The organism is Rhodococcus sp. OK519, from assembly GCF_003051005.1.
Lineage (GTDB): Bacteria > Actinomycetota > Actinomycetes > Mycobacteriales > Mycobacteriaceae > Prescottella.
The window spans coordinates 72,815-91,042 of sequence record NZ_QAOW01000003.1 but is presented as its reverse complement, the minus strand read 5'-3'; the positions used below and the strand labels follow the sequence as shown (position 1 = coordinate 91,042).

Annotated in this window: 23 protein-coding genes and 1 riboswitch; of the genes, 7 read left to right on the top strand and 16 right to left on the bottom strand. The window is 67.2% G+C overall.

Translation table 11 applies throughout. From position 1 onward, the window contains the following. The first annotated feature begins 78 nt into the window (after window positions 1-78). Both C8K36_RS10440 and C8K36_RS10435 read left to right on the top strand, forming a co-directional pair. Complete coding sequence (locus C8K36_RS10440) at window positions 79-1,329, top strand: MCE family protein (protein WP_181319520.1); 1,251 nt, start codon at window positions 79-81, stop codon at window positions 1,327-1,329. A gap of 276 nt (window positions 1,330-1,605) precedes the next feature. Next, window positions 1,606-1,782 carry a hypothetical protein gene (locus C8K36_RS10435; protein ID WP_258195368.1) on the top strand — a complete coding sequence of 59 codons (177 nt, stop codon included), beginning with the start codon at window positions 1,606-1,608 and terminating at the stop codon, window positions 1,780-1,782. 34 nt (window positions 1,783-1,816) lie between these two features. On the opposite strand, the gene C8K36_RS10430 is transcribed toward C8K36_RS10435, so the two are convergent. The 6 genes from C8K36_RS10430 to C8K36_RS10415 all read right to left on the bottom strand — a co-directional run bounded on the left by C8K36_RS10430 (window position 1,817) and on the right by C8K36_RS10415 (window position 7,281). Then, a complete protein-coding gene (locus C8K36_RS10430; protein ID WP_107984427.1) occupies window positions 1,817-2,485 on the bottom strand; it encodes a DUF3239 domain-containing protein in 669 nt (222 codons plus the stop codon). Between the two features lie 12 nt (window positions 2,486-2,497). Beyond that, window positions 2,498-4,156: a DNA repair helicase XPB gene (locus C8K36_RS10425; protein WP_107984426.1), complete on the bottom strand. Its 1,659-nt coding sequence runs from the start codon at window positions 4,154-4,156 to the stop codon at window positions 2,498-2,500. Between the two features lie 150 nt (window positions 4,157-4,306). Continuing rightward, window positions 4,307-4,468 (bottom strand): hypothetical protein, encoded by a 162-nt coding sequence (locus C8K36_RS24795; protein WP_181319503.1) that lies wholly within the window; start codon window positions 4,466-4,468, stop codon window positions 4,307-4,309. A gap of 10 nt (window positions 4,469-4,478) precedes the next feature. Further along, window positions 4,479-4,685 carry a hypothetical protein gene (locus tag C8K36_RS10420; RefSeq protein WP_107984425.1) on the bottom strand — a complete coding sequence of 69 codons (207 nt, stop codon included), beginning with the start codon at window positions 4,683-4,685 and terminating at the stop codon, window positions 4,479-4,481. Between the two features lie 13 nt (window positions 4,686-4,698). Continuing rightward, window positions 4,699-4,824 (bottom strand): hypothetical protein, encoded by a 126-nt coding sequence (locus C8K36_RS25160; RefSeq protein ID WP_258195367.1) that lies wholly within the window; start codon window positions 4,822-4,824, stop codon window positions 4,699-4,701. A gap of 156 nt (window positions 4,825-4,980) precedes the next feature. Further along, window positions 4,981-7,281: a helicase-associated domain-containing protein gene (locus C8K36_RS10415; protein WP_107984424.1), complete on the bottom strand. Its 2,301-nt coding sequence runs from the start codon at window positions 7,279-7,281 to the stop codon at window positions 4,981-4,983. 60 nt (window positions 7,282-7,341) lie between these two features. Between C8K36_RS10415 and C8K36_RS10410 the strand changes: the two genes are divergently transcribed. Beyond that, window positions 7,342-7,530: a hypothetical protein gene (locus C8K36_RS10410; protein WP_107984423.1), complete on the top strand. Its 189-nt coding sequence runs from the start codon at window positions 7,342-7,344 to the stop codon at window positions 7,528-7,530. A 72-nt stretch (window positions 7,531-7,602) separates the two neighbouring features. Here the strand turns inward: C8K36_RS10410 and C8K36_RS10405 are convergent, their stop codons facing one another. From C8K36_RS10405 to C8K36_RS10395, 3 genes are all read right to left on the bottom strand, one after another. Next, window positions 7,603-8,232 carry a resuscitation-promoting factor Rpf1 domain-containing protein gene (locus C8K36_RS10405; protein ID WP_107984422.1) on the bottom strand — a complete coding sequence of 210 codons (630 nt, stop codon included), beginning with the start codon at window positions 8,230-8,232 and terminating at the stop codon, window positions 7,603-7,605. A 7-nt stretch (window positions 8,233-8,239) separates the two neighbouring features. Next, window positions 8,240-8,412, bottom strand: a riboswitch (cyclic di-AMP (ydaO/yuaA leader). Between the two features lie 309 nt (window positions 8,413-8,721). Beyond that, window positions 8,722-9,129, bottom strand: a complete 408-nt coding sequence (locus C8K36_RS10400; protein WP_107984421.1) for a YccF domain-containing protein — start codon at window positions 9,127-9,129, stop codon at window positions 8,722-8,724. A gap of 36 nt (window positions 9,130-9,165) precedes the next feature. Next, window positions 9,166-9,405: a hypothetical protein gene (locus tag C8K36_RS10395; RefSeq protein WP_107984420.1), complete on the bottom strand. Its 240-nt coding sequence runs from the start codon at window positions 9,403-9,405 to the stop codon at window positions 9,166-9,168. Between the two features lie 115 nt (window positions 9,406-9,520). Here C8K36_RS10395 and C8K36_RS10390 point away from each other — a divergent pair, with 115 nt between their 5' ends. The 3 genes from C8K36_RS10390 (at window position 9,521) to C8K36_RS10380 (ending at window position 11,645) form a co-directional block, all read left to right on the top strand. Next, window positions 9,521-10,150, top strand: coding sequence for a hypothetical protein (locus tag C8K36_RS10390; RefSeq protein ID WP_107984419.1), 630 nt, complete (start codon window positions 9,521-9,523; stop codon window positions 10,148-10,150). Between the two features lie 261 nt (window positions 10,151-10,411). Continuing rightward, window positions 10,412-11,023 carry a SipW-dependent-type signal peptide-containing protein gene (locus tag C8K36_RS10385; protein ID WP_107984418.1) on the top strand — a complete coding sequence of 204 codons (612 nt, stop codon included), beginning with the start codon at window positions 10,412-10,414 and terminating at the stop codon, window positions 11,021-11,023. A 7-nt stretch (window positions 11,024-11,030) separates the two neighbouring features. After that, the gene (locus C8K36_RS10380) at window positions 11,031-11,645 is read left to right on the top strand and encodes a signal peptidase I (RefSeq protein ID WP_107984417.1); all 615 of its coding nucleotides are present in this window, start codon (window positions 11,031-11,033) and stop codon (window positions 11,643-11,645) included. 426 nt (window positions 11,646-12,071) lie between these two features. Here the strand turns inward: C8K36_RS10380 and C8K36_RS10375 are convergent, their stop codons facing one another. Then, entirely contained in the window at window positions 12,072-12,527 is a 456-nt protein-coding gene (locus C8K36_RS10375) for a hypothetical protein (protein ID WP_107984416.1), read from the bottom strand. A 1-nt stretch (window position 12,528) separates the two neighbouring features. On the opposite strand from C8K36_RS10375, the gene C8K36_RS24790 reads away from it, so the two are divergent. Then, window positions 12,529-12,672, top strand: coding sequence for a hypothetical protein (locus tag C8K36_RS24790; RefSeq protein ID WP_181319502.1), 144 nt, complete (start codon window positions 12,529-12,531; stop codon window positions 12,670-12,672). Window positions 12,673-13,075: 403 nt separating this feature from the next. Here the strand turns inward: C8K36_RS24790 and C8K36_RS10370 are convergent, their stop codons facing one another. From C8K36_RS10370 to C8K36_RS10345, 6 genes are all read right to left on the bottom strand, one after another. After that, complete coding sequence (locus C8K36_RS10370) at window positions 13,076-13,660, bottom strand: alternate-type signal peptide domain-containing protein (protein ID WP_107984415.1); 585 nt, start codon at window positions 13,658-13,660, stop codon at window positions 13,076-13,078. 91 nt (window positions 13,661-13,751) lie between these two features. Then, a complete protein-coding gene (locus tag C8K36_RS10365; RefSeq protein ID WP_107984414.1) occupies window positions 13,752-14,396 on the bottom strand; it encodes a signal peptidase I in 645 nt (214 codons plus the stop codon). Continuing rightward, window positions 14,393-14,941 carry a hypothetical protein gene (locus C8K36_RS10360; RefSeq protein WP_258195366.1) on the bottom strand — a complete coding sequence of 183 codons (549 nt, stop codon included), beginning with the start codon at window positions 14,939-14,941 and terminating at the stop codon, window positions 14,393-14,395. Before C8K36_RS10360 ends, C8K36_RS10365 begins: the two co-directional genes overlap by 4 nt. Window positions 14,942-14,943: 2 nt before the next feature. After that, the gene (locus tag C8K36_RS10355; RefSeq protein ID WP_107984413.1) at window positions 14,944-15,468 is read right to left on the bottom strand and encodes an alternate-type signal peptide domain-containing protein; all 525 of its coding nucleotides are present in this window, start codon (window positions 15,466-15,468) and stop codon (window positions 14,944-14,946) included. A 305-nt stretch (window positions 15,469-15,773) separates the two neighbouring features. Next, entirely contained in the window at window positions 15,774-17,429 is a 1,656-nt protein-coding gene (locus C8K36_RS10350) for a thiamine pyrophosphate-binding protein (protein ID WP_107984412.1), read from the bottom strand. Further along, the gene (locus C8K36_RS10345) at window positions 17,426-18,202 is read right to left on the bottom strand and encodes a cyclase family protein (RefSeq protein WP_107984411.1); all 777 of its coding nucleotides are present in this window, start codon (window positions 18,200-18,202) and stop codon (window positions 17,426-17,428) included. Before C8K36_RS10345 ends, C8K36_RS10350 begins: the two co-directional genes overlap by 4 nt. Window positions 18,203-18,228 lie beyond the last annotated feature (26 nt).

The window sequence follows — 18,228 nt, the reverse complement described above, 5'->3', positions numbered from 1 at the left end:
GCGTAACAGTGGGGCGGTTCTGGTGATCTCGCCGACATTCTCTTCGGGGCGAGCGTTGGAGGACCGGCGGCGATGAACATGATCTCGAAGCTGGCGAAGGGGCAGATCGCGGCCTTCCTGATTCTCGCGGTCCTGTCCGTGATCTACGTCGGCGGAAAGTACGTCCGCCTCGACAACCTCCTCGGATTCGGCCAGTACTCGGTGTTCGTCGACCTCCCCACGTCGGGCGGCATCTTCACCAACGCCGAGGTCACCTACCGGGGCGTCCCGGTGGGGCGGGTGGGGGACCTGAACCTGACCGCCGACGGGGTGCGCGTGGAACTGCTGCTCGACGACGGCGGTCCGCAGGTGCCGTCGTCCGCGGCGGCCGTCGTCGCCAATCGATCGGCGATCGGCGAGCAGTACGTGGACCTGCAGCCTGTCGATGCCGACGGGCCGTATCTCGTGGAGGGATCCGTGATCGGCCGGGACGCCACGGCGGTGCCCACCCCGGTGGAGGACCTGGTCGCCTCGGTCGACGCGTTCGCCCGATCCGTTCCCGCCGACGGCTTGCGCACCGTCGTGACCGAACTCGGCAAGGCCTTCGACGGGCAGGGCGACAACCTGCAGGCCGTCGTGGATGCGCTGGGCGCCTTCACCCGTGAGGCCGACGCCGCGCTGCCGCAGACGCTCGATCTGATCGGCGACGGCCGCACCGTTCTGGGCACCCAGGCCGACCAGGCGTCGTCGATCCGTTCGTTCAGTGCCGACATCGACGCGCTCGCGGCGCAGTTGCGGTCGAGTGATCCGGACGTCCGGAGGCTGATCGGCACGGGCGCCGCCGCGAGTGATCAGGTGGGCGCGCTGGTGCGCGAGAGTGGTGCCGACCTCACCACGGTTCTGTCGAACGCTCGACAGATCGCGGCGCTGGCGCCCGGGCGGGAGCCCTACCTGCGCTCGGTGCTGCAACTGTTGCCGGCCCTGCCGGTGGCCGCGCGGGCCGTCGCGCCCGGCGACGGCACCATCCACTTCGGCATCGTCCTCGAGACCAACAACCCGCCCGCGTGCACGGTCGGCTACGAGAGCACCCACGAGATCCTGGCCGAGATGCAGCGGCGCGACCCGGAGTTCGACGACACCCGCGACGAATTCCCGTTCGCCTCCGACGTCCGGTGCCTCGCGCCGCAGGGCAGCATCACCGGTGTGCGCAGCGCCGAACGTGCGACGCTGGCCGATCCGAGCGTCGCGCAGCCGTGGGACGGCAAGCCGAAGGTGGCCCCGGATGCGTTGAATCTCAACCCGATTGCGACGCAACTCGCGGTCGTGATGGGTCTGCTGCCGTCCCGCTGAAAATCGAAGTTGCTGCACACCAGTTCAATTGCCGTTCACCGCGAAAGCGTTCACCGTTCAACGAGGTTCGACCCCCGCGGTCCCGGTCCGCGAGGGTCGAGCGAACGCGACACAGCGGTCAATGTGAAACCGGTCCGGGAACACTGCTGCGAAATTCTCCGAAGTGCGAGAGACTGAGCTGACCCCCTGAAGGAGGTCACCAATATGGAACTCCGCACCAACGGGTCCATCGGCCAGCCGGCACTAGGCGCGGTTCGGCCAAATATGCTGCCGGACTTGGATCTTGGCAGATCGAATTCCGTCGGGACGGCGCTGTGGTGGTTCGCCCTGATGCTCATGGTCGCCGCCGTGCCGGCGGTCGCGACGGTTCTGCTCATGGGATCGGTGACCCTCGCGCTCACCGTTGCCCTCATCACCCTCGGCGGCCTCGGGCTCGCCGCGTTGATGATCTGAATCCCGTCGCTGTCATTCGCTGCGCCGCGGTGCGTCAGCGCAGTTCGTCGGGGATTTCGGTGGGATCGAGCAGCACGAACTGCCCCTCCGATCCGCGTACCTTCTCCGATTTCGGGATGCTCTTGTTCAGCAGTTTCCATTCGGCGTCGCTGATGGCGGCCGATGCCTTGGTGAGCACCTTGCTGTCGCGGGTGCCCCACGAGACCGGCATGAAACTGATCATCTGCCACGTCTCGGCACCCGACCGCGATCCGCGATCGCCCAGGACCGACACCGACGGCAGCTTGGCGCCCACCGCGTAACTCTTACCGGGCAGCGAGCGGACCGTGCGCGACGCCAGCGCGTAGTGCGGCCGCGCCGCGCCCGGCTTGGCGATGTCGATCAGCGACAGCAGGGTGTAGCCGCGCGGATGCACCTCCGACACCACGGCCGGCACCAGGTCGCCCTTGGCGTACAGGTCCTCGATGCTGCCGACCTTCCGCGGCGTCCACACCACCATGAACAGTGAGGTGAGCGCGCAGATCGCGAGGACCACGCCGAGGATGTAGCTCCACGGATGGCCGAGGACGAACATCCACGCAGCCCCGGCGCCCAGCAGGACGCCCATCAGCGCGGCCGACCACTGCAGTCGCCGGAGATCGCCGAGGGTCTCGTTGACGGCCTTGGCGTGGTGCTTGTCGACCGGAAACTCGAAGCGTCGCACGGGTGAGATGTCCTATCCGATGGTCGGACCGAGCAGGTCGTCGGCGTCCGTGATCCGGTACGCGTAGCCCTGCTCGGCGAGGAAGCGTTGACGGTGGGCGGCGTACTCGGCGTCGAGCGTGTCCCGAGCGACCACCGAGTAGAAGTGTGCCTGACCGCCGTCGTGCTTGGGACGCAGGAGTCGACCCAGACGCTGCGCCTCCTCCTGCCGCGACCCGAACGTGCCCGACACCTGCACCGCGACCGACGCCTCCGGCAGGTCGATCGAGAAGTTCGCGACCTTGCTGACCACGAGGGTCTGGATCTCGCCGTTGCGGAACTTGTCGAACAGGATCTCGCGTTCCTTGTTTCGCGTGGAACCCTGGATGACGGGGGCGCCGAGCTCCTCACCCAATTCCGCGAGCTGATCCAGGTAGGCGCCGATCACCAGCGTCGGTGCGCCGGGATGCCGGTCCAGGATCGACTTCACGACGGCGTGCTTGGTGCGGGCCGTCGAGCACAGCTTGTAGCGCTCCTCCGGCTCGGCCGTCGCATACGCCATCCGCTCCGCATCGGTGAGGGTCACCCGCACCTCGACGCAGTCGGCCGGGGCGATCCAGCCCTGCGCCTCGATGTCCTTCCACGGCGCGTCGTAGCGCTTGGGGCCGATCAGCGAGAACACGTCGCCCTCGCGTCCGTCCTCGCGGACCAGCGTCGCGGTGAGGCCGAGGCGCCGACGGGACTGCAGGTCGGCGGTCATCCGGAAGACCGGCGCGGGCAGCAGGTGCACCTCGTCGTAGATCACCAGACCCCAGTCGCGGGAGTCGAACAGCTCGAGGTGCTTGTATTCACCCTTCGACTTGCGGGTGATCACCTGATAGGTGGCGATGGTGACCGGGCGGATCTCCTTCTTCTCGCCCGAGTACTCGCCGATCTCCTCCTCGGTGAGCGACGTGCGCGCGATCAGTTCGCGCTTCCACTGCCGTCCGGCGACGGTGTTGGTGACCAGGATCAGCGTCGTCGCCTTCGCCTTGGCCATCGCGGCGGCGCCCACCATCGTCTTGCCGGCGCCACACGGCAGCACGACGACGCCGGACCCGCCGGCCCAGAACGAGTCGGCCGCCATCTCCTGGTAGTCGCGCAGATGCCAGTGCCCCTCCTCGAACGCGAGGTCGATGGGGTGCGCCTCCCCGTCGACGTAACCGGCGAGATCCTCGGCCGGCCAGCCGATCTTGAGCAGCAGCTGCTTGAGGTGCCCGCGCTCGCTGGGGTGCACGATGACGGTGTCGTCGTCGACCTTCTCGCCCAGCATCGGAGCGATTTTCTTGTGTCGCATCACCTCGGTGAGCACGGCGCGGTCGAGGCTGACCAGCGTGAGGCCGTGGACCGGACTCTTCACCAGTTGCAGGCGGCCGTAGCGGGCCATGGTGTCGACGATGTCGACCAGCAGCGGTTGCGGCACCGCGAACCGGGAGAAGTTCACGAGCGCGTCGACCACCTGCTCGGCGTCGTGCCCGGCGGCGCGGGCGTTCCACAGCGCGAGCGGGGTGATCCGGTACGTGTGCACGTGTTCGGGGGCGCGCTCCAACTCCGCGAACGGCGCGATGGCCTGCCGCGCATCGTTCGCGCGCTCGTGGTCGACCTCGAGCAACAAGGTCTTGTCGGACTGGACGATCAGCGGGCCGTCGGTCACGTGCGCCTCCTGGCAACGGTAATCAGAGCAAACGGTAACCAGACCATTGTCCTGACGGCGGCGGCGTCGCGCCATGTGGCGTCCGTCCACACAGGAGGCGATCGTGAAGGATTCCCGTCGCCAGACGACGGGAATCCTTCACGATCAGGGTCAGCGCGGGCTGAGGGAGTTCTTGGTATCCATCACCTGCATCAGTGCCTCGGAAATTCCGGCGCGATATCCCGCGTCGCGTTCGGAACGAATTTCGGTGGTGTCGAGTTCTTTTTCCAGGCGCGCCTGAATTCGGTCCAGGGCATGCAGGGTCCGCTTCACGATCGGGTCCTCATCTTTTTTCTGCGTCGACGGAAATATGAAATCCGGAATGTTGGGCGCGCTCGTCGAGGACGAACAGTTTCGCCGACGCGATCGCGGATCGGAAGCCTGCGGGCCCGCCCAGTCCGGGCAGGTGGTCGCCCAGTAGCAGGTCGAGCCTCCGGTGCAGGTGATCCAGGACGTCCGGGGCATCGGGTGCCGGGTCCGCGCGGGTCATCGCGAGGGTCCCGTCAGTGGCGCTTCCGCTTTTTGATCAACTCACCGGCATCAGTTGCGCGCTCGCGCTTTTCCGCCCGCTTTTCCTTGAGGGACTGTGCGGACTTTTTCAGACTCTTGCCGGGTTTTCTGTCTGCCATTGTCGCTCCTGAATTCGAAGTGGCAATCACTTGACCGAGACCATAGCCCATTTTCAGGAAAAAGCCAGTCGCGCAGTTCCGGAGGTCGAGAGGTGGCTGGAGAACCGGCCGATCGCGGCGGCGGGCGGTGCGCCGGTGATCGATGGCCGGGTTCGTTCAGTCGGCGAACGCGACCGACGTGATCCGGTGCAGCGTGAACCGGCGCACCTCGCCGGACGCCTGATCGAGCGCGTCCAACTGCCCGCCCCCGACGGTGATGGGCTGCACGATGCGGTGCGATGCGACGCCCTGAGCGTCGACGTAGCCGATGGTGACCGAACGACGCACCTGCGCGGCGGTCTGCAGCAGCGTCATCGTCGCGGCGGTGGAGGCACGGCTGCCGTCGCTGCGCAGCCCGACACCGGACGACGCGGCGGCCTTGTCCCCGGAGCGCAGCGATCGCACCAGCGCCGTGAGCTGGTCGTCGGTGGGCGCCGCCGGGACGCGGGTGCGTGCCACCCGGGCTGTGGGCACGCGGGCCCCGCGCGGGCGCAGGTCGACGATGGTGCCGCTCGAATCCTCGCCGGCCGGGGCGAATCCGGCGGCGCGCAGTTCGGTGAGCACCTCCTTGAGCGGTGCCTGCGAGATGACGACGGTGGGCGCGAGTGCCCGCAGCGCCAGTTGCTCGGCGACGGGAGAGGACAACACCTCGGCGAGCAGCGCGGGATCCTCGCAGCGGATGAAGGACGCTGCGACCCCGGCCCGGAGCCGGCCGTGACGGCGGGCGACGTCGTCGATCAGGTACTGCAGCGACTGCGGGACCGGCGTCTTGGAACGGGTCGCGAACAGCGCCTGCAGTTCGGACGCGGTGAGCCCGGCGTCGAGCGCTCGCCGGATGCTGTTCTCGCTGATCCGGTACATCGACGCCGCGCCCGCGGACTCGATGTCGGCGACGAGGGTGATCTGCTCGAGCAGTTCGGGGATCAGCGGGCCGGGGGCGACGACGGTGAGGTCGGCCTGCACCAGCACGTAGTCGATGGGCGCGGGCAGGGCCGCGTCCATCTCGCCCTCCGGGTCGCCGCCGTGCAGCAGCGCCTTGCCGGGGGAGCTGAGGGCGCCGCGCGCGACGAACCCGAGCGTCCGCGCCTCGGCGAGCGTGCGTTCGACGACGTGCGGGCCGACTCGTCCGGCCAGGCGGGGTCGCCGCCAGGCCAACAGGCGGCCGGCCTCCGTCGCCGAGACCTCCTTGCCGCCCGCCTCGGCGAGCAGTTCGAGCAGCAGGCGGCGCTCGAGTGTGGCGCCGGGCGCGCGCACCTCCTCGGACAGCGCCGCGATGGCCTTGTCGGTGGCGTCCCGGCTGCCGATGATCCAGGGCCGACGCGGCAGCGTCAGCCACGCGCCCGCGATCGTCGCCCAGCGGCGCGCGGTGCCCGCGTCGAGCCAGCCGTCGACGGCGGCGGTGGGGGCCCAGTAGTCGTCGACGTCGGTGAGCGGCGCCGGGTCGGGGATGCCGCGTGCGATCAGGCCCGCCGCGGCGAGCAGTTCGAGCAGGAAGCCGATCCGGGCCTCGTCGACGCCGGTGCTCTTGGACAGCCTGCGCACCTCACGCACGCCGATTCCGCCGGCCTTGAGTGCCGGCGCGGGGGAGCCGCCGAGCGCGGCGACGAGATCCTCGCAGTGCCGGACGAGCTCGAGGGCCTCTCCGGCCGCGGCGGCATTGACATCGGCCGGCTTCTGCTTGCGGCCCGACAACGGGGGCGGGGTGGGGGAGGACGGGTCGAAGACGGCCTCGCCGCGCAGCACCTGACCCACGCGGGCCGGCAACTCCACGGTCTCGGCGTCGATCCAGTGCAGCAGCCCGCGGGCGAGCAGCCGTTGGACCGGCCGGTCCGGTGAGGTGCCGGGGGCGGCGTCGCGGGTGCGGCCGATCGGCGACGAGCGCGCCAGCGTCGTCAGCAGGTCGCGCTCCTTCGGCTCGATCGTGTCGAGCGCGGCCCGGATCTCGTCCTCGGTGAGGTCGTCGGTCTCGGAGGTGATGCGACCCACCCGCCACGGGATGGCCTCCACCGCGGCGCGCACGATGCGCAGGTGCTCGTCGTCGCCCCACACCAGCGCCAGCGCGCGCAGCCGGGTGAGCGCCTTGTCCACGGTGCGCTGCGGCACGCGCCCCGCGAGGGCCTCGTCGACGTGCAGGCGGGCCACCGGCATCTGATCGGCCTGCTCCAGGGCGAGGACCTCGAGGATCGTGAAGTCGAGGGAATCGAGGAGGTCGGCGGCGCGCATCACCGAGGCGCGTTGCTCGGCGCGCCCGGCCAGCACCGCGGAGGTGGCGGGTGGGGGAACGGCGAGGTCGGGACGCAGTCGCAGCAGCTCTGTGAGTGCGGCGTCCTTGCGGTCGCCCAACCAGCTGGTCAGGGTCTGTGTCGTCGGCGTCGACGCGGTCCGAGGGGCGCCCTCGGTGCCTGGCATGGGGGTCATCAAGTATGAGATTAGTGACCTGGGCTGTACCGCGCCTCGCGCTCCTGTCAAAATGGGCGCGTGGCTAACAATTCGAAGAAGCGCTATGTCGATCCAGGGTGGCCGGAAACTGCGGATGGAGATCACGCGGTAACCGAGTTGTCCTCCAGCCGTGCGGGCAATCTTTCGCCGTTCGGCGAGGATACGGAGTTCCCTCTTCCGGCGGAGTCTCTGCCCTACGTGCACCCGCACACCGTGATCAACCGCTGACGCATACGCAACGAAACGGGCCCCTCGCCATCGGCGAGGGGCCCGTTTTCACGTTCCGGGTGTTGCTGCGACTCAGCTCTGCGACTGGTTCGCGAAACCGGCGATGTTCTGCATGGCCAGCTGGGTGAAGTCGAAGGACTTCGCGTTGTCGTAGGCGCCGAGGATGTCCGGGTGGATGACGAATCCCTGGTCCTCGGCGGCGTCGATCAGCGAGTCGATGCCGGCGAAGGCGGCCTGCATGGCCGGCGGCGCGACCGGAGCGGCCGGTGCGGCGACGGGTGCCGGGGCGACCGGAGCCGGCGCGGGGGTGGCCTGGAGCGTGCGCTGCGACGGCGCGCTGCTGAGGCCGAGCTTGGACGAGCAGGACGGCCAGGCGCCCCAGCCCTGCGACGCGAGCACACGCTCGGCGACGACGATCTGCTGCTCACGGGTGGCCTTGTCAGCGGTGGCCGCGAACTGGCCGCCGCCGTGACCGCTCCAGGTGCTGGGCGAGAACTGCAGCCCGCCCTGGTAGCCGTTGCCGTTGTTGATGCCCCAGTTGCCGCTGGCCTCGCACTGCGCCAGTCGGTCCCAGTCGGAATCGGGGGCCGCGCTGGCGGTGCCGGCGAAGGCAACGCCGCCCACGCCCATGATGGCGCCGGTGACGGCAACCTTGGCGACGGTACGGCCGGTGGTGGTCGGCTTGCGATGGCGTCCGCTCATGTAGGTCGTTTCCTCTCCGCACGCGCCTGCGAGGTCAGCTGTCGGGTTCGGACTGAGAGGTCGCCCGGCCTCGCCACTCCTGGTTGGAGCGGGTCTGGCTTCACCCCCAGGAAGATTGCTCTTCCGATGCCTGCGGGGTCGTCCCTCGTTCGGGACTTGTTTCCCCGGAGGACCTTGGGTCCCCCGTCCCCGTCCATGGATGGTTCGTGGGTGCTTCCGGGCCCACTGGACGGGGTTTGGCGCGGCGGGCCCGGTGTGGCCGAGGTTGCGGCCGAAAACGACGGTACGAGAATTCGTCGCTCAACGTCACCGGTTGATAACGCGGCGCGTCTTGTGTTGTTCGCGAGCAGGATTCGAATAAGACGGCTTAGCCCCAGCTAGTCGCGCCGGGTGAGCGTGGGTCACGGTCCGACACCGCTCCGTTATCGCGGCGTAATGTGATCGAGATCACAGGTATACCGAACGCTTGTCTCAGAATCCGGAACGGAATCAGGCGGGCGCGGACCACGCCGCCCGATCGCGGGAACCGACGTCGACGATCTCCTTGCCGAGCGGCATCAGCGAGATCGGGATCATCTTGAGGTTCGCGATCGCGAGCGGAATGCCGATGATCGTGATGGCCATCGCGATCGCGGTGGCGATGTGGCCGAGCGCGAGCCAGACGCCCGCGAGGATCAGCCAGATGACGTTGCCGATGAGCGAACCCACACCGGAGGTCGGCTTGTCGACCACCGTCTTGCCGAACGGCCACAGCGCGTACACGCCGATGCGGAACGACGCGATGCCGAACGGGATCGTGATGATGAGGATGCACATCACGATGCCCGCCAGGAAGTATCCGAGTGCCAGCCACAGACCACCGAAGATCAGCCAGATGATGTTCAGCAGGATCCTCATGGTCTCGTTCCTTTCAGTTGTCGGGGACTGGCCGGCTCAGCGGGTCCGGCGGCCGGAGCGCAGAGCGTAGGCGATGGCGAGCACGAAGCCGAGCGGGCACGCCAGCGTCAAGAAGTAGAGAACCAGACCGGGGTCGCCTTCGGAGAGCGAGTGGACGAAGAAGATGGCGACGATCGCGGCAATCCCGATCAGGAAGCTGGCGACTGCCGCATAGAACAGTCCCTTGCCATGCTCGGTGGAGGCGGCGGCGTCGTTGCGGTTCGGTTCGTTCGTCACAACACAACGGTAGGCCACCGCGGGCGGCGAGGTGCACGCCTGTACGGCTCGGGTGATCCATCCAATATCTCCAAATTGGACGCTTGGTCCGAAAGTCTGCTCTAGGCTCCGCGAAATGACCGCTATCACCCGTGTGTCCGGGGCGCTTTCGCTGCCGGGCAAGCTCCTGGGCGCCGTGCTGCTCGCGCTGTTCCTGTCGGCCGTCGCCGTGATCGCCGTGCCGTCCGTGGCGCGCGCCGACGAGCCCGCGACCGTCGAGTACTCGGCTGACGGCGGCACCACGTGGGGCGGCCCCGAGTTGATCGACTGGAATCCCGGCGTGCTGGTGCCCGGGGAGGAGTTGAAGACCAGTTTCCAGGTGCGCAATGCGTCCGGTGTGGCGGGCTGGGTCGGATTCGCGGTGGGCAACTACACGCTGACCCCGGACATGGTCGCCACCGCCCGCGTCGACGTCGGCGGCAACGTCGGAACACCGGTGACGCTCGTTCATGGTGGTGCCGTGGTGCCCGGTGCGGAGGTCCGCTCGGTTCACCTCGAGGCCGGTGCCGTCGCGAACATCGACCTCGTCGTCGGCATGCCGGCCGACGCCAACAACGGCACGCAGAACGGCACCGTGAACCCCAAGTGGGCCGTCGGCTTCACTCCGGGTGAGTTGCCCGATCCGGGCTGCGTCCCGAGTGGTTCCCTGGGCTCGCTGTCCTGCCTCTTCGCCGGCGCGGGTAGCTCGGGCAGTCTCGCGTCCTGATCGTCGAAGACGCCTGATCGACCGGCGGGCGGCTGTCTGACCCGGCTCCCAGTCGAGGACCAGGTGGCCGCCCGTTCGGCGTCGTCCGGCGGTAGGTGAGAAATGTGCAGGCTGACCTGCCCAATTTTCTACTGGACGATTGACCAGTTTTGCCGCGAAGAGTCCCATTCGGGTGGTAAATATCTATCTGACGCTGACCCGGTAGGTCTCCCGGCGTGGCGGCGCCCGATCGGTTCTGTTGTAGGAAAGGCACTTACCCTCATGTCTCGTCACATTGTTCCGGGCTCGCGCCCGAGGGTCGGTGCGCGCGTCCGCGCAGTGCTGACCGGTAGCCGCACTCGCGCGGTCGCGTCCCTCGGAATCGTCCTGGGTCTTGGCGCCATCGGCACCCTCGCCGCGTGGAGCGACACCGCGGTCGCGACGTCGGGAACGTTCTCGACGGGCACGATCAACCTGAAGCTCAACGGGAATGAAGGTAATCCGACGGCCTACGATTTTGCGACGCTGACGAAGACCAACATGCTGCCCGGCAATTCGGTGGCGGCGGCACTGCCTGTCCAGAACACAGGCACGGTCCCGTTCTCGTACGCGCTGTACGCCGCAGCGACGTCGTCGACCCTCGCGCCCTATCTGAAGGTGACCGTTTCGACGGGCACGTCGAACGGCACCGTATGCAGCGGAGGCGAAGCGATCGCGACTGACATCCCGTTGGTCTCCGGGGGTGTGGCGGACCTGATTAGTACCGCACGACCGGTCTCCGGTCAAGGTAGTGAGACACTGTGCTTCCAGGTGAAACTGGATCCGGCGGCGCCGACGTCTGTGCAGGGAATGAACCTCGCCACGTCGTTCAACTTCAGCGCGACGACTGTGTGAGTGGCGCATGGCCGTTCAGAGTTCGAATGAATCCCGTCGATCCCGGGGTCGTGAGATCGCTCTCAATGTGGGCGCAGTTGCCGGGTTGATCTGTGTGCTCGCGGCGACGGGCTCGCTCCTGTTCGGTATTAAGCCGTTGATTTTCCGCTCCGGCTCGATGTCACCCGACATCCCGACCGGCGCGTTGGCTCTGTCGAAGACCACGCCGGCAAGCGATTTGAAGGTCGGGGACGTGGTCAGCGTCTCGACTGAGCAGGGCATCCGGATTACACACCGTGTCGATGAGATCGCCTCCTCGGAAGGTTCCACGTCGGTGCTGATCCTCAAGGGTGATGCCAACCAGGATGCGGATGTCACGCCCTACACCGTGACCGAGGCTGATCGCGTGTTCTTCAGCGTGCCAGCGCTCGGCTACGTGGTGTCCTGGCTGTCGTCGCCAGTCGCCATTTTCCTCGGTGGTGTGCTGGTTGGCGGGGTCCTGGTGCTGGCCTTCGGATCTGGTTCGAAGCGCAAAGACGGCGATTCCGAATCCTCAGATATGCCCGGCGACTTGCGGCCCGAGTATCCGCTGGGCTGCTCGAAGACTGCGGCCGGTTTGCCCACCGAATCGATACGTAGCTAAAGGAATCTCGATGCGAATTTCCCTGCGACACACGTTAATCGCTTTGGGTGTCATTAGCGTGACAGCCATGGGCGTCTCGACGGTCGGGACGGTCGCGGCGTTCACCGACGTTGCTTCCGCCGCGAACACGTACAGCTCGAGTGCTGACTTTTGGCCTGCACCGAAATGGCTGGGTTGCACTGGAGGTGGCGGTTCGAGCGGTGTGGGCAGCAGCGCAATGAAGTGGGCGCATCTAGGACCTGGCTATACGTACGACATGCGAATTGTCAATGGCTCACGTGGCAGTCGGTCGTTCACGCCGACAATTCCGGCTAACGCCGGTGATCCAATTTCAGTGACCGTGAACTATTGGGACGATGTGAGGGAGACTTCGAGCTCCGCGCGATTCGAGGTCCGGTCCATCCGAAATGGGCAGACCGGCACGGCCTACTCGGGTGAGAATCTGTGGTCGTTCACGGTTTCACTTGGCAAATGTGACGGAGCGGCGCCTAGTGGTGTGCAGGCGGCGCGTGTGTCGGTTCCTTTGGACGCGAAGGACCCCTTGCCTTCGAGCTCAGCGGAGCCCATGCCGACGACGACGATAGCGCCGAGCGCGGCCACGACGACACCGGCCACGACGACACCGGCCACGACGACACCGACCACGACGACACCGACGACACCGGCCACGACGACACCGGCCACGACGACACCGACCACGACGACACCGACCACGACGACACCGACCACGACGACACCGACGACACCGACGACGACGAAGCTGGCGGATGCGAGTGTGTCTCCCGCGGGGACATACGTCGCCGGGAAGTCGGGTCCGAATGCTGTTGTCCGCGACTTGGCCGGCGAGGAGGTGTTCTCCTGGCGAGTCTCGGAAGATGCCATCGTGCAATGGGATTCGACGGACGACACCCTGTGGATCGTCGATGACGGGAAGATCTATCGCGTCGCCGCCGGCGTCTGGAGTGCTGTGCCGGTCGACTCGGAGTCGACGACCGTGCCGACCGCGATTGCCGCACTAAGCAACTAGAAGTAGCCCCGGAACGGGGCCGCTATCGACCAACGTCGATAGCGGCCCCGTTTTCGTTTGCGTCTGTACACCAACAGCTCTCAACGGCCAAGGTCGGCTGTGATGCCGTGACTCGACAGGCTGATCGATAGGCGGTCGGTGGGGCTGCCGTGAATGGTTCTCGGGCGTGGCATAGGCCCTGGAGTACCTGGCCGCCCACAACGGCTGGCCCAGCGGGGATCGTAGGTCCGATTGGCGGCGAGGACACGCAGGAGAACATTAGCCCACGCTGAATGCCGCCGCGCTCGCGGGCGAACGACAACGCTCCCCAGTCTCAATCGAGACTGGGGAGCCTGTGTGGTGCAAGCCAGGGCCACTGGCCGGGAGGGGGACCGCCAGTGGCCCTGAAGAGGTGGGTAGAGCGCTAGCCGATGACCTGCTCGAGATGAACGCCGATGTCCTGGAAGCTGGCCGTATCAGACTGTCCGACAGTGCCGGCCGTCTGAGGATCGAAGGTGAACTTGGCTGCCACCTCGACGGTTGCGCCATCGTGCGCGGTTGTAACAATGTTGCCCGCTGGCAGGGGAGCGCCGTTGACCGTGGCCGTCACTACCGGCTGCAGCTTGCCCTCAAGCTGCCCACCGCCCGTGAAGATCACATCGCCAGTGCTGAGTCGCGCCTTCAGTCCATCCCCCTTGAGGGTGATCTTGAACGTCCCCCGGTACGTGAGAACGTCGCCCGGAACGACCTTTATAGTGGCGATATTGATCGGGCCGTTCTGATCACTCCATGTGGGCTCGGTGAGGGTCGTGAGAGCCAAAGAACCGGAGGTATTTCCGCCACCACCGATGGTGGTAGGTGGTGCTGTGGTGGTCGGCCCGGCAGGGGTCGTCGTCGTTCCGCCGCCCGAGCTGCCGGCGCTCCCGGTGCCGATCGGATCGCAGGCGGTGAGCAGGAGGGTCGAGCTCAGCGCGGCAGCTGCGACGAGGCCCCTCGTCCGTATCTTCATCGGTTCTCTCATTCCCCTCGGATCGCGATAATTCGACCCTGTTCGTTTCAGTTCGTAGCCCGGTTGTCTCAAGGTGCGGGTGATGCGGCGGCTAGCGCGCTGTATCTGACGCGGAACTCTCGTTGCGGAGCATTGGGATGTCCATCGTCGAGGCGTTGTCGTCGTCTTCGATCGGCGGCTGCCGGCGCTTGCGTGCCTTATCGCGGCCCGAGCTGACGAACATCGCCACCGCGTAGGTCAGTAAGCCGCCGACGACCACCACGAGGAGGATCGAACGTTGCTTGCCTGTGATGTAGTTGTTGACGTACCCGACGTACGGCACGGCGTACCAGACCTTGCCGCGAACCTGCTCGGGAACAACGAGTCTCTCGTCAGGTAACGAGTTCGCATCGCCCTTGGTCGTGAACCGCGGTTCGCCCTTTGACGTCTGTTGAACCGCGACGATGCGGTGCGTGACGACCTCGGGTTTCTCGGACTCCCACTGGAACGTAATCGCATCACCGACTTGAAGTGCGCTTGCGTCCTGTGGCTTGACGACGATCAGCGTTCCCGGCGGGAAGGTAGGCTCCATCGAGCCTGTCAGGACCGTGTAAGGACTCGAACCGGTAAGTCGTGGGATTGCGATCGTAAGAGCAAGAATGCCGATCATTGCGATCAGGAGGACCCAGGACACAACAGACTTAACCCACCACCAGGCGGTGGTGGGTTGATCCTGGCTCTCGACCGCTTGGCTCATCCGACCTCAGCGGCGAACGTGAACGTCGCGGTGGTGTTGGCATTCTGGGCGGCATTGTCGCCGATCGCACCGCGCATGCACAGGACCTCGGAGGTGCCGGGGGTGAGCGTGCGCAACTGCGCCATCTGCGCGCCGATCAGCGCACCGGTGTACACCTGTGTAGCTCCGCTCGGGTTGCCGGTTGCCGGGCAGGCTGCCTCGTTCGCGACCGTCGCGACCGTGAGAGTCAGTGGCACTGCCGGATTCGACTGAGCGCCGTTCTGCAGGCGGTACTTCATTGCAACGTCGCCGGAGTTCCGGATGGTCAGCGGTGCCTGCGCGAAACTGCCCGGAATCATTCCGGACTTGGCCAGCGCCGTGAACGGGTAGTTGCTCATCGTCGTGCCGCCAGCGCCGACGGCGATATCGAGGGTTCCGGAAGTGACGGTTCCGCCGTTGAGATTCTGTGTGCCACTCCACAGGGCCCCGGTCTGCTGGGTTGAGAAGAAGATCAGCCCAACGACCGGCACCGCTGCGAGTGCCCACCAACGGTGGTTCTTGGACATCGTTAGCTGGTCTGCGTGAGCTTCAGCTGAAGGCCGGTGAGGTCAGCGACCTTGCCCTGGTTGGCGATGCCGGTGGCATCGAAGGTCACCGACTTCGTGACGGTTGCGGTGCGCGTGGTCGAACTCGGCGTGATGACGCCGCTACCACTGTCAACACCGGTTGCAGCGAACACGGTGTCTTCCCAATCGAAGCCGATGCCGTCCGTGGTGTTGCCGCCAACCAGCTCCAGCTTCGCGTTCAGGTTCGTGCCCTCGGCAAGGAAGTCTGCAGTCGCCTTGTAGGTCAGCGTCTGGCCGGGCACGATCCGGAAGGTAGCGATGTCCGCGATCTTGTTCGCAACAATGCTGGTGTCGGTGCCTTTGTACCAGTCGCCGGTGGCAGTGCCCGAGAAGGCGAGGTGGCCTGACGTGACGCTGCCGCCGGTCAGGTCCTTCGTATCGCTCCAGGTTGCAAACGTGCCGGCACCACCGGCGAGGATCAGTGCAGCTGCACCGGCGGCGATGGCGCCCTTGGTCTTCTTGTTCATGCGGGTGTTCTCGTTTCTTCTGGCCCCGGAGGTAGGGGTCGTTGCAAGGGTGGTGCGTCGGCGTTCAGACACTGGACCAGTCGAAACTTTTTCTTGCTCACAACATCTGGTCGGCGCTTGTCCGGCGCTGGCAAAGCTGGAAGAGCTGGGTCGAACGTTTGGCACCTGCCCCCGCGCGGTGCCGGTGTAATTTGTAGCACTTCCGTGACCTTGCTGAAGGCAAAACTGGTCAATCGTCCAGAAGAGATTTGTCCCACATCGTCGGGATTGGGGAAGCTGCCCGTTATGGGCCCGAAAACCCCTGGTCAGTGCCCCTTGAACGCCTCCGCCAACCACCACGCCCCGCCGTCGGAGCTGACCTTGGCATCGATCAGCAGCGGCCGGGTCCGTGGACCCGCGACCCACGCACGCACGGCGTCGAGATCGCCGACCGACCGTACCGTCACGGCCTCGGCGCCGTAACCCCGGGCGATGGCCGCGATGTCGGTGTCCGGGAACGTCACTGCCGAATGGTCGGTGCCGGGCGCATCGAAGTGGTGGACCTCCGCGCCGTACGCGCTGTCGTTGTAGACCACCAGCATCATCGGCAGACCGAGGCGGACCACGGTCTCGAGTTCGGAGATCCCCATGAGGAACCCGCCATCGCCCAGCGCGGCGACGGGCAGCCGATCCGGCTGCGCCAGCGCGGTTCCGATCGCCGTGGCCAGACCGAGGCCGATGGACTGGAAGGCCTGCGTGAAGTTGAAGCCGAACTCGTCCGGCACCGACAGATACGCGCTCGGGTAGCCCATGAAGTTGCCCGAGTCCACCGATACCGTGCGCTCGCGCGGCAGGATCGCGTCCAGTTCGCGCGAGAGCAGGCGCGGGTCGATCGTCGACTCGGTGGACAGGTCGTCGAACACCACGTCGTTCCAACGGCCCTGCGCCGCAATGCGGCCCCGCACGTCGTCGGTGCGGTAGCCGGACCGCGTCGCCCCGACGTCCGCGAGCGCGGCGACGGCGGTCTCCCGGCAGTCGCCCAGCACACCCAGATCGATCGGGCGGTTCGCGCCCAGCGCCTCGTCCTCGACGTCCACCTGCACCACGGTGGCGTGGGCGCCGATGAGCGACCCGTGCCGCATCGTCCACATGTTCAGCGCGCAACCCCAGCCGACGATCAGGTCGGCGCCCGCGATCAGCTCCGCGGTGAGCGGACACGAGAAGCCGCCGGAAATGCCGAGCGAGAACGGATTTCCCTCGAACAAACCGTTGGCCACCGCCGATGTCGCGACCAGCGCGCCGGTCCGTTCGGCGAGAGCCGCGATCTGCGGTCCGGCGTCGCGGGCGCCGCGACCGGCCACGAACACCGGGCGCTCGGCCCGCTCGAGCTGCGCTACCAGCGACGTCAGCGCGCCCGCGTCGGGCCGCACCCGCTGGATCGGCGGCAGCAGCGGCACCGCCCACGAGTCCGGGGCCGCCTGCTCCTGCACATCCAACGGCAGGCTCAACACCACCGTGCGCCGCTCGCGGACCGCGGTGCGGTACGCACGAACGGTGTCGGCCACCGCCGACTGCGCCGAATGCACCCGCTCGGCGACGGCGCCGACGCTGCGCGCCAACGCATCCTGGTCGATCCGGAAGTTCGACCGCACCGCGGACCCGGCGGTGTCGGCGGTGAGCACGATCAGCGGTGTGCGGCTCTTGGCCGCCTCCCCGATCCCCGTCATCGCGTTGGTGAGCCCGCACCCCTGATGGGTGGTGACGACCGCGGGCAGCGCCGACATGCGCGAGTAGGCGTCGGCCATGGTGGCCGCGCCGCCCTCGTGTCGGGCCGCCACGAAGGGCACTCCCGCCGCGATCAAGGCGTTGGTGACCGCGAAGTTGCCGCTGCCCACCACCCCGAACGCGTGCCCCACACCGAGATCGGCGATGGTGGCGCCCACCAACTGGGCGACCGTGGAACCGGTGACGGTGGAACTCATGCCTGCTCGACCAGCGCGAACACGCGAGCCGGGCTACCGGTGCCGCCGACGATCGGCAGCGGCGACGCCACCAGCACCGCACCGAGGGTGGGCAGCTTGTCGACGCCCCGCAGCTGGGTGAGGCCGTACTTGTCGTTGCCCAACAGGTAGTAGTGCGCCGGGAACATGGGGTCGAAGCCGGCCGCGATACCCGCGTCGATGCCGACCGTCTCCACGCCCAGACCGGTGATGGGGCTCTGCTCGGCCAGCCACTTGGCGGCCGCCACCGAGATGCCGGGGGTGTGCGGACCGTCCGCGTCCGCGTTCGCGAACCGCACGGGATCGGAGCCCCGCTCGGCCCACCCGGTGCGCAGGATCAGCCAGGCGCCGTCGGGCAGCGTGCCGTTCTCGGCCTCCCACGCCTCGAGGTGCTCCACCTCGAGCACGAAGTCGGGATTCTGCTGCACCTCGGTGGTGACGTCGACGACCGCGACCGGGCCGATGAGCCGGCTCGGCGGAATCTGGTCGACGCTCGCGCCGTCGCGGCCGGTGATCCAGTGCGTCGGCGCATCCAGGTGCGTACCCGTGTGCTCGCCGGTGTGCAGGTTGTTCCACGCCCACGCCGGGCCGTCGTCGTCGAAGTTGCTGACCGTCTCCAGCCGCGCCGGAATGGTGTTCGCGAACGGCTCCGGCAGATGTAGAACGGGTGTCTCGGAACTGAGCGGCGCGGTGAGGTCGAGGACCTCGATGCTTTTGGAGCCGATCTTGGTGAGCAGGTCGGTCAGCGTCGTCACGGTGGCGTCCTATCGGTCGTCGAGTG

Coding starts and splice junctions, on each gene's coding strand:
- C8K36_RS10400 (WP_107984421.1), bottom strand. CDS start 9,129: ATGAGGATCCTGCTGAACATCATCTGGCTGATCTTCGGTGGTCTGTGG.
- C8K36_RS10375 (WP_107984416.1), bottom strand. CDS start 12,527: ATGGCATCTTCCGAGACTCGCCAGGAGAACACCTCCTCGCCGGCCAAG.
- C8K36_RS10385 (WP_107984418.1), top strand. CDS start 10,412: ATGTCTCGTCACATTGTTCCGGGCTCGCGCCCGAGGGTCGGTGCGCGC.
- C8K36_RS10440 (WP_181319520.1), top strand. CDS start 79: ATGATCTCGAAGCTGGCGAAGGGGCAGATCGCGGCCTTCCTGATTCTC.
- C8K36_RS10405 (WP_107984422.1), bottom strand. CDS start 8,232: ATGAGCGGACGCCATCGCAAGCCGACCACCACCGGCCGTACCGTCGCC.
- C8K36_RS10390 (WP_107984419.1), top strand. CDS start 9,521: ATGACCGCTATCACCCGTGTGTCCGGGGCGCTTTCGCTGCCGGGCAAG.
- C8K36_RS10415 (WP_107984424.1), bottom strand. CDS start 7,281: ATGACCCCCATGCCAGGCACCGAGGGCGCCCCTCGGACCGCGTCGACG.
- C8K36_RS10360 (WP_258195366.1), bottom strand. CDS start 14,941: ATGTCCAAGAACCACCGTTGGTGGGCACTCGCAGCGGTGCCGGTCGTT.
- C8K36_RS25160 (WP_258195367.1), bottom strand. CDS start 4,824: ATGGCAGACAGAAAACCCGGCAAGAGTCTGAAAAAGTCCGCACAGTCC.
- C8K36_RS10380 (WP_107984417.1), top strand. CDS start 11,031: ATGGCCGTTCAGAGTTCGAATGAATCCCGTCGATCCCGGGGTCGTGAG.
- C8K36_RS10420 (WP_107984425.1), bottom strand. CDS start 4,685: ATGACCCGCGCGGACCCGGCACCCGATGCCCCGGACGTCCTGGATCAC.
- C8K36_RS10370 (WP_107984415.1), bottom strand. CDS start 13,660: ATGAAGATACGGACGAGGGGCCTCGTCGCAGCTGCCGCGCTGAGCTCG.
- C8K36_RS10365 (WP_107984414.1), bottom strand. CDS start 14,396: ATGAGCCAAGCGGTCGAGAGCCAGGATCAACCCACCACCGCCTGGTGG.
- C8K36_RS10350 (WP_107984412.1), bottom strand. CDS start 17,429: ATGAGTTCCACCGTCACCGGTTCCACGGTCGCCCAGTTGGTGGGCGCC.
- C8K36_RS10355 (WP_107984413.1), bottom strand. CDS start 15,468: ATGAACAAGAAGACCAAGGGCGCCATCGCCGCCGGTGCAGCTGCACTG.